Raw genomic sequence first — 12088 nt, 5'->3', positions numbered from 1 at the left:
TAAGGGAAATTGGTGTGGATATGGTGATGCAGGCCGTAGGGGAGATGATGGATTCAAAAAGGCAGATTTAATCATGGATACACAATTGAGCTACAACGAACCATTCAGGCCGCGGATGATATAGTCCGCGCACTCATCGATGGTTTCGAAATATTTTACGAGGCCGGTCTTCCGTTTTTCTTTTCTAATCTGCTCTTCCATTGAATCTATAATTGGCTTCCATAGACTGCCGTGGCAGGCAAAGGGTTTTTCGTGGAGGAAGCCTTTGTTCATAAATTCCCACACGGCTGCCATCTCCAGGAGTGTTCCCGTGCCGCCCTGAAGGGCCACGTAGGCGTCGCCGGTTTCAATCAGGGCCTGAATCCTTTCAAACAGTGTATCGTGCGCTCTGTGCTCTGTGAGGAATGTATTATGTGTCCCGAATGAGCCATTAAGCGTTATGCCAATGGCTTTAGCGCCGTTTTCAGAAGCGGCTCTTGAAACTGCCTCCATAATGCCGCTGTTGCCCCCGGTGCAGAGGTCGAACCCGTTTTGGGCAAATATGCTGCCCAGTTTATAGGCATTGCTGTACTGCTCATCGCCGAAAACGGGAAGCGAGCTGCCGAAAATAGTTATTATCCTGCGCATTTATGTGAAGCCTCCACGTCCGGCTAATTTAAGAATTCCCACGAGAACCCTATTCTAATTCCCTGTGAAGGAGTAAGGTAATAGGGAACCACATAGTAATTTTTATTTAATATGTTCTCGAAGGTAAAGTATAAAATGGCTCTTTTCTGAATCTCACCAATCAGCACAAAATCGAGCTTTGTGTAAGGGGCAACCGTTTCACTGGTATAATAAACCGAGGTGCTGCCCACAACGGCGGCGTATTGGGCGGACATGCTTTTTTCAAAATCGTATGAATAAAAGTTCTGCCTGCCGGCCGCACTGAGTGTAAAGCCCGTCTTAAGGTGCAGGTTGGCGTTAAAGAGTGTATCCCTGTAGTAAATGCCGCCGTTAAATGAAAACTTCGGCAGTGAATAGCGGCTTTCCTGAACGTTATAATAAGCCGGCCTGGCTTCGAGATAGATCCTTCCAAAGTTCATATTCAGGTTGAGGCCTGCTCCGTAAATTTTTAAGTCCTCGGGAAGGTATCCTATTACAGAACCGGTATTAAGCAGCATTACGGGTGAAGGCCTGTTGGAAGTAATGCGCGAGAAGGCGTCGAGGCCAACCTGGAAATCCTTCAGCGTAAGGACAGCCCCAATTTCCATAACGGTGCGCTTTTCTGAGCTTATGACAGCCGCCCGGTTCATAAATTGTGAGAGTGCAGAAATTGAATCGGGTACATAGAAATTTCTATTAAGCACAGTTAAAGGCTCGTTATAGCGCGACATTCCGCCGTAGAGCTTAAGATTATGCGCTATGTTAATTGTAACGTCGGCTCCAACGCCAAGATATGACTCGTTAGAGTAATTAAGATACTTTGCAAAGACAGAAGGGATAATAGTTCTTTTAATGAGTGCCGAGGATATTCTGCCAGAAAGAGCAAGGACGCCCTTATTTTCATTTGCACCAAGCAGGGCGGCATCGAATTCGTTCCTTTCATATATGCCCGATAAATCGGCGTTAAAAAGAGTATCCTGGTAAGTCTGCCTTAAAGAAAGCCCGTAGGTGCGGGTTTTATTGTTGTCGAAAATGTATGGAACAGAAGGTGAAGTCCTCTTCTCATTCTGCCTGAACTCCGTGAGGCTGAACCTGTAGTAAGCATTCAGGTCGCTTTTGAAATTTTTGAAATAGCTGCTTAAGAGCTGAAGAGAAAAATTGTGCTGTGTATTTTTCTGATAGCGGCTTGTGTAATATACGTCTACATTCAATCCCTGATCGGGTATATTTGCAAGTCCCCCCACTGAATCAATAAAAGCCGTTGTTATTCCGCCATAGAGGCCCGTTTGGGATTTTGCGTAGTTATAGCTGCCTGTAATATTAACTGTATTGGAAAACAGGTACTTTGCCTTCAGGGATCCGTTCCAGATGCTGAAATCGCTGTTAGGGAAGCGGGAGGTTATAGTTCTGTTGGTTACTTCGGCAGTTGTAATAAATTTTCTTGAAAAGTAGGCGCTGTAGATAAAGTCTATCATTGCCTCTTCATTTGGGGCCTGGTAATATCTGATCCTTGTGTAAGGCGCCTTTGAGCTGCCGATAGAATAGACGTCTTTGGAAATAAAATTTACAGCTGCGGCATTATTAAAAGTGCCGTACAGAAATCCCCTTGCAAGAGGAATAACCTCAACGGAATCGACCGATTCAGACTGCATGAGGTTGAGGTCGAAAGAATTTGTAAGCCTGTTATTTATAAGCATTCCGTCGTGCAGGCAGCTCGTCTCATTAAAGCCTGCGCCGTAGAGGAGGAGTTCAGAAGGCTGGCCCAGGGAGCCCAGGTCCCTTAAGAAAGCAAGGGGAAAGAGCTGAAAATAGTCCGCCGTGTAGCGGTAGTCATGGAAGAGGATATCCCTTTTCTTTATCTGGTTATTGAATTCGTAATCTGTTGTAAGGCTGTTTCTATAAACAGGAATAAATACTGCCGCATGTTTTTTAAGAGAGTCGCGTCCGGCCGCCTGTGTGGTATCGCGGAGGTGCAGGCTGTCGCGTTTTGCATGAACAGAATCCCTTACTACGGGTCTTGTACGGAGGGAATCCCTCGTCTGTGCCTGCAGGGCAGCTGCAGCAAAGAACACTAAAAATAAAAATATAATTTTTTTCATAAACCGGCTTTAACTGTCACAATATATCAATAGGATAAAAATAACAATAAAATGCTCCTCAGCAAAGAAGAAAACTTTTACTTGAGAGAGGTATAAAAGTCATATCAGTACCGGAAATAAAAGGCAAACAGTGCAATGAGTGCGGAAAGCACCATAAATATTGCTTAAAATGAGTGTTTATTTCAAAAAAAGTTCAAAATAATTTTGCTTTAAATTAAAAAATTTTTATTTTGGACCACAATTCCTAAAACAACAAAAAAAGGATGAAAAAATGGCAAAAGCACAAGCAAAACCAATGACAAAGGCTCAGATCATTGAGCATCTCTCAACAAAGACTGGAACAACCAAGAAATTAGCAGCTCAGTTTTTACAGGAGCTTGTTAGCCTTTCTTACAAGGAAGCAAAGAAATCCTTTACGCTGCCTGGCTTAGGCAAGTTACAGTTGGTTGACCGTAAGAAGAGAATCGGAAGAAACCCCGCCACAGGCGAAACAATTAAAATTCCGGCAAAGAAGGTTTTGAAATTTAGAATTGCAAAAGCTGCAAAGGATGCTATTTTACCTGCAAAGAAGTAATTTGTGTTTAGAATCAGATGATAGAAAAAAGGCTGCCTTTAAGGCAGCCTTTTTTGCTATTATGACTTCTGTGATTTTGCAATAAGGTTAAGAGCGCTTCCTGCCTTGAACCATTCAAACTGTCCCGGACTGAAAGTATGGTTCAGAATGCATTCCTCGGTTGTGCCGTCCTTGTGTTTAATGACGAGCTTAACGGGTTTATCGCACACTATATCGCTAAGGCCAATAAGGCTGAGCCTGTCGTCCTCTCTTAATTTATCATAATCCACAGGGTTAGAAAAAGTCAATGGAAGCATGCCCTGTTTCTTGAGGTTAGTTTCGTGTATGCGGGCAAAGCTTTTAGCAATGACAGCCCTTCCGCCTAGGAAGCGGGGTTCCATAGCTGCGTGTTCGCGGCTGGAGCCTTCGCCGTAGTTCTCATCGCCAACGACAATCCAGTTGATGCCGCGTGCTTTATAGTCGCGTGCAACTTCAGGAATGGATTTATACTCGCCCGTAAATGTGTTTTTAACTTCGCCCGGCTTATCTGTAAAAGCATTTATTGCGCCGATGAACATATTGTTTGATATGTTATCCAGGTGGCCGCGGAAGCGGAGCCACGGGCCTGCCATTGAGATATGGTCGGTTGTGCATTTGCCTTTAGCCTTTAGGAGCAGTGGCAGGTCCGAGAGGTCGTTTCCATCCCAAGGTGCAAAGGGAGCCAATAGCTGCAGGCGGCTGCTGTTGGGGTCAACTATTACCTTAACATCTGCGCCGTCTTTTGCCGGGGCTACAAAGCCCGAAATACCTTTTTCAAATCCCTTCGGGGGGAGTTCCTTTCCCGAGGGGGCGTCTAATTTTACTTTCTCTCCCTTATCGTTGACCACTTCGTCGGTCATGGGGTTAAATGTAAGTTTTCCGCCTATTGCAAGAGCCGTTACCATTTCGGGGCTTGCCACAAATGCCTGAGTCTTGGGGTTGCCGTCGTTTCTTTTTGCAAAGTTGCGGTTGAAGGATGTAACTATAGAGTTCTTTTCGCCCTCCTCTATATCCATTCTTTTCCACATACCGATGCAGGGCCCGCAGGCATTGGCGAATACGACGCCGCCGAATTCAGTTAGCGTATCCAGCTGCCCGTCCCTTTGAACGGTACGGTAGACCATTTCGGAGCCGGGAGTAATAATAAACTGTGTTTTTGCCTTAAGGCCTTTTTTGAGTGCCTGCCTTGCAATGCTGGCCGCGCGGTCTATATCCTCGTAGCTGGAATTTGTGCAGCTGCCGACCAGGGTTGCGCTCAGCTCGTCGACAAATTCTTTTTCGGGGACGACCTCTTTCATTTTTGATACCGGCCATGCAAGATCGGGTGTAAAAGGCCCGTTAAGGTGCGGCTCAAGCGTATCTAGATCTATCTCAATTATGGTATCATAATATTTATGCGGGTCAGAAAGTGTTTCTTTATCTGCCGTAAGGCAATCGGCAAGTCCCCCGGCCAACTGGGCTACATCTTCGCGGCCAGTCATTCTGAGGTAGTCGGCCATTCTGCTGTCAAAGGGGAAGAGTGAAGTTGTAGCGCCCACCTCGGCACCCATATTGCAGATAGTAGCCTTGCCGGTGCAGGAGATTGACTGTGTGCCTTCGCCGAAGTACTCAACAATAGAGCCTGTGCCGCCTTTCACGGTAAGGACGCCAGCAAGTTTAAGAATGATGTCTTTTGGGGCTGTCCAGCCGCTTAATTTTCCTGTTAATTTTACGCCTATAATTTTAGGCCATTTGACTTCCCACGGCATTCCTGCCATAACGTCCACAGCATCCGCGCCGCCTACGCCTATTGCGATCATTCCGAGGCCTCCTGCATTGGGAGTGTGTGAGTCGGTTCCTATCATCATACCGCCGGGGAATGCGTAGTTTTCCAGCACCACCTGGTGAATAATTCCGGCTCCGGGCTTCCAGAAGCCGATGCCGTATTTTTTAGAAATGCTTTCAAGGAAATCATAGACTTCCTTATTCTCGTTCTGGGCTCTTTCCAGGTCCTCCTGTGCGCCGACTTTTCCCTGGATTAAGTGATCGCAGTGTACCGTGCTGGGAACTGCTGTTGTTTTCCGTCCGGCGTGCATAAACTGCAGGAGGGCCATCTGAGCCGTTGCGTCCTGCATTGCAACGCGGTCGGGAGCTGTATCTACGTAATCTTTTCCTCTTTTAAATTCCTTTAATACCGGGTGCGCAAGGTGTGAATAAAGAATCTTCTCGGTGAGAGTCATCGGCCTGCCCAGGACATTTCTGGCGGCTTCGACTTTGCCGCGCAGCTCCTGGTAGACCTTCTGAATTGTCATAATATCAGCAGTCATTTTTTCCCTCTGTTTTTGATTTTGAATATAATATATACTAAAAACAAGAAAGTGGAAAGATGAAAAGTTACTACTTACAGGGGAGCGGCAGTCAAGGCCATAAGGAAGAGTTAAAAGTTCAGAGTAAAAGCCCGGTTCAGGTCAGGAAGAAAAAACTGGAGGTATTGAACGATGGACTATAAGTACAATCCGCTTTCAACGAGCTCGCAGACGATATGAGCAACCGTTATATGTCCTTCCTGAATCCTCTGTGTATTAGCCGAGGGAATAGTGACCGGAAGATCGACCATATCCTTCAGCATTCCGCCAGTTCCGCCCAGGAATCCGATAACCTTCATATTCCTGGATTTTGCCTTTTCGACGGCCTTAATGATGTTCCGGGAATTTCCGCTTGTAGAGATTGCAAGAAGTATGTCACCTTCATTTCCCAGTCCTTCAATCAGGCGGGCAAAAATATTTTCGAAGCCTATGTCGTTACCGCCCGCGGTAAGGTTGGATGTATCGGTGGTAAGGGCAATTGCCGGCAGAGCGGGCCGGTTGATATGATGGCTTAGACGGATCATAAATTCGGCAGCTATGTGCTGGCAGTCGGCAGCGCTTCCGCCGTTTCCGCAGAGGAGGAGCTTTTTTCCCTTCTTAAAAGCATCCATAAGCATGTCTGCGGCCTCAAGAATATCGCCTGAGCATTCCTGTCCGATCTTCAGCTTTGTCTCGGCACTTTCCTTCAGGGACTCGCTGATGAATTTATTTCTGTCTGTCATCATTATATTTTTCTTTAAGTAAATTATCTTTAATTTCCGGCTGCAGTTTCCTGTGCAAGTTTTACGTGCACGGCGTCTGCAAATTCTTTAATCTTATCCCAGTTTTCCTCGTCTTCAAAATAATTTCCCGTTACGATTATGCCGGCTCCGCTTTCAACTTTTTCACGTGCATCGCGTGCTGTTCTTATGCCCCCTCCGGCAATTACTGGTACGTCCACGCTTTTTGACACAATGTTTATCATTTCATTGGGGACGGACATCTGGGCGCCTGAGCCGCCTTCGAGATAGATCATCTTCATTCCAAGATACTGAGCCGCAAGCGCAGTAGCAACTGCAATTTCGGGCTTCTGGCGGGGAACAGGCTTGCTTCCGCTTATATATTCAACCGTAGTAATGCTGCCCGATTCAACCAGTATATAGCCTGTAGGGATAGTTTCAAGGTTATAGGCTTTAATGACCGGGGCTGCCAGTATCTGTTTTCCTATAAGGTGCTCGGGGTTTCTGCCGCTTACGAGCGATATAAACAGAATAGCATCGGCATTTGAAGAAACCTGGCTTATGCCGCCGGGGAAAATTACCACCGGTATGGAAGTATTTTTCTTTATAACAGAGATTGTATTGCTGAGATTTCCGTTCATCATGAGGCTGCCGCCGACAAGAAAGCCGTCAACGCCGGCGTTTTCACATCTTTTTACGAAGCCGGTTAATTTTTCTCCGGAGATTTTGTCGGGATCAATAAGTATAAGGTAAGCAGCACCTTTTTCCGAAATCCTGTTGAGCAGATAGTTGTATATATTCATAAGGTCAAATTATTTTGTCAAAATATAAAAATTAAAGAAGAAAGTTCAAAGGGGAAAACGTTCAACGTCCGACGTTCAACGTTCGACGGGAAAAACGTTCAACGTTCGACGGAAAAATCTCACACAACCCTCCGGGCTTTGCCCCTGATTATCCCGGGTTAAAATAAAAAAAAGGGCAAAAGGATCATTTTTCTCCTTTTGCCCTTAATATTAACAGCGGGTATCTATTATGCGTTCTTTGTGCTTAGGGAGATACGGCCTTTTACAAGATCGATACCTATGATCTGAACGTCAAGAATATCACCTACCTGAAGGACTTCCAAAGGATTCTTTACATATTTGTTTGCTATCTGTGAAATATGCAGAAGTCCATCCTGCTTTACGCCTATATCCACAAAGGCTCCGAAATCGACCACGTTTCTGACGGTTCCTTTAAGACGCATGCCTTCACGCAAATCTTCAATTTTCAGAACGTCGCTTCTAAGAATAGGCTTAGGGAGTTCCTCGCGCGGATCGCGTCCCGGTTTCTTCAGGTTCTCTATAATGTCCATAAGTGTAGGCTCGCCGATCTGAATATCCTTTGCAATTTTAGCAGTGCCTTTGTGTGAAGCATAAAGGCTTACAACGCCTGCTGAATCTTTGATGCGTTCGGCAGGAACGTTGCAGAACTTCAGGAGCTGCTCGGTTGCAGAGTATGATTCAGGGTGAATGAACGTATTATCGAGCGGATTTTCGCCGTTTGGTATCTTAAGGAAGCCTGCAGCCTGTTCGAAGGCCTTGTCGCCAAGTCCCGTTACATTCATCAGCTGCTGGCGGCTTGTGAACTTGCCTGTAGATTCCCTGTACTTAACGATGTTCGATGCTATTCTCTTATTTAAGCCCGATACATATGTAAGAAGAGATACTGAAGCCGTATTAAGGTCGACGCCCACGTAGTTAACGCAGCTTACGACGACGTCATCGAGTTTTTTGCTTAAGAGCTTCTGGTCCACGTCGTGCTGATAGAGTCCCACGCCGATGGATTTAGGATCGATCTTAACCAGTTCGGCAAGGGGATCCATAAGTCTTCTTGCAATTGAAATGTTTCCTCTCTGGCTTGCTTCAAGCTCGGGGAATTCCTGCTTGGCAAGAGGGGAGGCAGAATAAACAGAAGCGCCGGCTTCGCTGACAATTACGTAGTGGCACTTAAGGGAGTTGGTTTTAATAATATCGGCAATGAAAAACTCGGTTTCGCGGCTTGCCGTTCCGTTGCCTATTGCAATAACATCAACATTATATTTTTTAATAAGCGCAAGAACTATTCTTGCGGCCTCATCTGTCCTGTTCTGCGGGGGATGAGGATAGATTGTATGGCCTTCGAGGTACTTGCCCGTAGGGTCAATAATAGCCACTTTACTTCCGGAGACAAAGCCCGGGTCAATTCCCATGATCATTCTTTCAGCAATTGGCGGCTGAAGCAGAAGCTGCTTCAGATTGGAAGCAAAGATTTCAATTGCGTGCAGGTCGGCTACTTCCGTAAGGAAGCTTCTGACTTCGCGCTCGATTGAAGGGAATATGAGCCTGGAGAAAGAGTCCTCTGTTGTTTCTTCCAGAATCTGCATGAATACGGAATCAGGGTAGTTAAAGTAGGTCTCAAGGATTTTTCTTAAAACCGGGCCTTCTTCAAGCTGGAGGTTTACTTTGAGTACCTTATCCCTTTCGCCGCGGTTAACGGCAAGGATCTGGTAGGGCTTAAGGCGCGTGATCTCCATTTTGAAGTCGTAATAGATCTCATAAACATCCTTCTTTGTATCTACCGATCCGGCTTCTTTTTCCTTTGCTTTTTCGGAGCCCACGACGGCGGTGTTCTGGACGTATTCGCGGACAGTCTTGCGGACCTCGGCATTTTCGCTGATCATTTCGGCAATAATATCCTTTGCTCCCTGGAGGGCTTCTTCAACCGAGGCAACGCCGAGTTCCTCATTGATAAATTCTGCCATTTTTGCCTGAAAATCGCCATTAAAGAAGGGATTTTCGAGTATGAACATTGCAAGGGGCTCAAGTCCTTTAGCCTTGGCGATAGTGCCGCGGGTTTTTCTTTTAGGTTTATAAGGGAGGTAGAGATCCTCGACTTCCTGGAGTTTGGTTGAGCCAGTAATTTTGTCCCTTAATTCATCAGTAAGTTTACCCTGTTCCTCGATGCTCTTTAAGATAGTTTCCTTTCTTTCCTCAAGGATTGTGATATAGTTCAGGCGGTCTTCAATCTCGCGCAGCTGTTCTTCGTCGAGTCCGCCGGTTCTTTCCTTACGGTAACGGGCGATAAATGGGATTGTAGCGCCGTCCTTAAAAAGCTCGATCACCTCTTTAACCTGGTCGACCCTAACTTTCAGTTCATTGGCAATTATTAAAGGAATATTGATCATTATAAAACCCTATAAAATTTAACAGAAAACCTGATATTTATACATTTGATGCAGGAGTCTTGTGATTATCCTGATTTTTAGAGAACAAAAGTAAGTCCAAACGGATGAATATATCAAGACTTTTTTGGAAATCTAAACTTTTCCGCTGAAAAAGCGATAATTATTATGTACTGGCGTCTTTATTTAAAAATACCTCAAACTTAAAGGAAACTAACCGGGTCATGGAACAGGAAGAATTCATAGCTGAGACTTCGGGTGAATCGCTGGGTCGGGAGACTCAGGTTGCCAGGTTCAGGACCTATGCCAAGGAGCACTTCCAGGATCTGGTAAAAAGGGAGGTAGATTATTTAGAATTCATAAAAAAGAGCGCCCAGTTCTACAGTTTCCGTTTGCCGCCGGACAAAGGGGAGCTGTTCATAAGGTATGCATCGGCCCCGTTTTTCTGGCTGTGTGATTCTCCGGCCCTGACAAAGTTTGAAGAGTGGTTAAAGCTGGAGTCGAAGGGCAGGAGCACGGCTCTGGAAGGCTACAGGACGATCAAGGAATTTTATTCCAAATGGGCCACATTAAAATCGGAGCAGGAAAAAAAGTATTATTCGCTTTCGACGCTGAAGCTGATTGAACGTGAGACGAATAAAGACAATATTCTTGTACATATATTTCATGCAGTAATACTCACCTACGATAAAAAGCTGTTTAACCCCGCAAAAGCCTCCGAGATATTGCAGAATGCGCTTATGACGCTGGAGAATCTGAAGCTGGATGCTCAGCTGAAAAGTGAGTTTCAGTATCTGCTTTACATTTACCTGGGGTTTGCCTTATTAAAGCAGCTGAATTACGAGGAAGCAGCAGAGAAGTTTACCGCCGCAACAAATTCAAGTCCCATTGGCATTACGGCAAAGTTTTATCTTGCCTATGCGGCAAGGCGTGCCGGGAGTCCCGAGGCCGCAATGATGATGCTTAATGAGCTACTTCATTTTGACAAGGAGGCAATTGAATATTCTGTTGAGATGAACAGCATGATGCTGATGGCGTATTATATCAGGCATGCGGTGACCTATGAAATATTTGCAGAGCCGGATTTTGCGGATCTTCTTGAAGAAATTGAGGCGGCCATAGCCATTGAGACCGGGATAAAGGAATTCAGTTTTGTGAAGATTTCCGATGCGCTTTCAAAGCTTGGGGAGTCGAAGGTAAAGGAATTTTACACCGAGGAACTGGAGAAGAGCATAGCTTTTCTGGACAAGACCTGTACGGGGCTCATCGGGAATAAGAATACGATAGCCGATTACACATTATCGGCGCTGCATGCGAAGCTCCTGAAGATTGTGGAAAAGATAATAGAGAACATCCGGCAGAAATTCATGGCGGAGGTTTACGACCAGCTTAAGCAGTTCGACATAACAATAGATGAAAACCTCAATATAATAAAGCATCTGGAAAGAGAAGAAGAGGAAATGAAGAATCTCCAGAAGAAGAAGCTGGAGGATCAGCTTGAGGAGCTGGAGACGACAATAAACGAGAATATTGCTTTTCTGGAAGACAAGATTGAAAACATACACCTGGATGCGAAGTTCAATCCCCACACAGTATTCAATAATTCGATGGTTTACAATTTAATAGTAACGCTGGTAGTCTTTACGATAGGGGCATTTACAGGCTGTTCAAGGAGTTCACTTGACACTTCTGAGGGCTTGAGGGATATAATGTCGACAGTAATGCTGGGGGGTATAAAGTGGGGTACGGTAACGTTTTTCATCGGGACGATTATATCCGCATTTACGGCGGCCTTTGCCGTAATGGAGCGTACGACAGAGAAGCAGAACCTGTTAAGAAAGATCACCTATTTCAAGTCGCACAAGGAGCGTGAGGTAGAGCTTTTGACGCGTGAGAGTGAGAAGAGGATAAAGACGATAGGTGAGAACTTCAAGGAGAGGGTTACGGATCACAAGAGGACGGTAGACAGGATAAGGGATGAAAAAGAAGGCCGCAGCGCCGAGCTAATGGAAGAGGCCAACAAAAAGATAGACAGCTACACAGAGAGGCTGGATGTGGTAGTGAAGGTGGATATGGAGATTAGATAAGAGATTATTAACCGGATAATTCCACACGAAATTTACTTCTCAGATATATTAAGGTCCTTTCAGGAAATCCCATTTTAAGAGAAAAACATTCCATGCAAAAATACATCCCTAATTAAAGTTTAAAGTATATTATGGCTAAAATTAGCCATAAATCCAAAGTAGCTCAGTCATACTCTTCGAAAACAGTCCCAAATGGAAGAAAATAGGCTGGTACAATATTAGCATAGATTATTACGATCATTGGTTTTCATGGGTAGAATTCAGGTATTTTTATTCGGTATCGCAAACCCTGGCGGATGCTTTTAGATATATTAATGAAAAGTACCCCCCGGCAATTTGCTTCACTGAATATGGTTGTGCTAATAAAAAACAATATTTGTCCGGTTTATAAGATGATTG

Annotated in this window: 8 protein-coding genes; 2 read left to right on the top strand and 6 right to left on the bottom strand. The window is 45.1% G+C overall.

The window, feature by feature from the left end:
* Nucleotides 1-90: 90 nt before the first annotated feature.
* Together HF312_05890 and HF312_05885 are read right to left on the bottom strand one after the other, a co-directional pair.
* Nucleotides 91-627 carry an LOG family protein gene (locus HF312_05890; GenBank protein MCU7519730.1) on the bottom strand — a complete coding sequence of 179 codons (537 nt, stop codon included), beginning with the start codon at nucleotides 625-627 and terminating at the stop codon, nucleotides 91-93.
* Between the two features lie 23 nt (nucleotides 628-650).
* Nucleotides 651-2744 carry a hypothetical protein gene (locus HF312_05885; protein ID MCU7519729.1) on the bottom strand — a complete coding sequence of 698 codons (2094 nt, stop codon included), beginning with the start codon at nucleotides 2742-2744 and terminating at the stop codon, nucleotides 651-653.
* 271 nt (nucleotides 2745-3015) lie between these two features.
* Here HF312_05885 and HF312_05880 point away from each other — a divergent pair, with 271 nt between their 5' ends.
* Nucleotides 3016-3318 carry an HU family DNA-binding protein gene (locus HF312_05880; protein MCU7519728.1) on the top strand — a complete coding sequence of 101 codons (303 nt, stop codon included), beginning with the start codon at nucleotides 3016-3018 and terminating at the stop codon, nucleotides 3316-3318.
* 59 nt (nucleotides 3319-3377) lie between these two features.
* Here HF312_05880 and HF312_05875 read toward each other — a convergent pair whose 3' ends face one another.
* From HF312_05875 to HF312_05860, 4 genes are all read right to left on the bottom strand, one after another.
* The gene (locus HF312_05875; protein ID MCU7519727.1) at nucleotides 3378-5642 is read right to left on the bottom strand and encodes an aconitate hydratase; all 2265 of its coding nucleotides are present in this window, start codon (nucleotides 5640-5642) and stop codon (nucleotides 3378-3380) included.
* A gap of 176 nt (nucleotides 5643-5818) precedes the next feature.
* The gene (locus HF312_05870) at nucleotides 5819-6382 is read right to left on the bottom strand and encodes a D-sedoheptulose 7-phosphate isomerase (protein MCU7519726.1); all 564 of its coding nucleotides are present in this window, start codon (nucleotides 6380-6382) and stop codon (nucleotides 5819-5821) included.
* Between the two features lie 50 nt (nucleotides 6383-6432).
* On the bottom strand, nucleotides 6433-7203 hold the full coding sequence (locus tag HF312_05865; GenBank protein MCU7519725.1) for a geranylgeranylglyceryl/heptaprenylglyceryl phosphate synthase: 771 nt from the start codon (nucleotides 7201-7203) through the stop codon (nucleotides 6433-6435).
* Between the two features lie 227 nt (nucleotides 7204-7430).
* Nucleotides 7431-9605: an RNA-binding transcriptional accessory protein gene (locus tag HF312_05860; GenBank protein ID MCU7519724.1), complete on the bottom strand. Its 2175-nt coding sequence runs from the start codon at nucleotides 9603-9605 to the stop codon at nucleotides 7431-7433.
* Between the two features lie 221 nt (nucleotides 9606-9826).
* Between HF312_05860 and HF312_05855 the strand changes: the two genes are divergently transcribed.
* Nucleotides 9827-11689, top strand: coding sequence for a tetratricopeptide repeat protein (locus HF312_05855; protein ID MCU7519723.1), 1863 nt, complete (start codon nucleotides 9827-9829; stop codon nucleotides 11687-11689).
* Nucleotides 11690-12088: the final 399 nt, after the last annotated feature.

The organism is Ignavibacteria bacterium (assembly GCA_025612375.1).
In the GTDB taxonomy this organism is placed as follows: Bacteria; Bacteroidota; Ignavibacteria; order Ignavibacteriales; family SURF-24; genus JAAXKN01.
This window is presented reverse-complemented; position numbering and strand designations above follow the sequence as displayed.

Coding starts and splice junctions, on each gene's coding strand:
- HF312_05890 (MCU7519730.1), bottom strand. CDS start 627: ATGCGCAGGATAATAACTATTTTCGGCAGCTCGCTTCCCGTTTTCGGC.
- HF312_05885 (MCU7519729.1), bottom strand. CDS start 2,744: ATGAAAAAAATTATATTTTTATTTTTAGTGTTCTTTGCTGCAGCTGCC.
- HF312_05880 (MCU7519728.1), top strand. CDS start 3,016: ATGGCAAAAGCACAAGCAAAACCAATGACAAAGGCTCAGATCATTGAG.
- HF312_05875 (MCU7519727.1), bottom strand. CDS start 5,642: ATGACTGCTGATATTATGACAATTCAGAAGGTCTACCAGGAGCTGCGC.
- HF312_05865 (MCU7519725.1), bottom strand. CDS start 7,203: ATGAATATATACAACTATCTGCTCAACAGGATTTCGGAAAAAGGTGCT.
- HF312_05860 (MCU7519724.1), bottom strand. CDS start 9,605: ATGATCAATATTCCTTTAATAATTGCCAATGAACTGAAAGTTAGGGTC.
- HF312_05855 (MCU7519723.1), top strand. CDS start 9,827: ATGGAACAGGAAGAATTCATAGCTGAGACTTCGGGTGAATCGCTGGGT.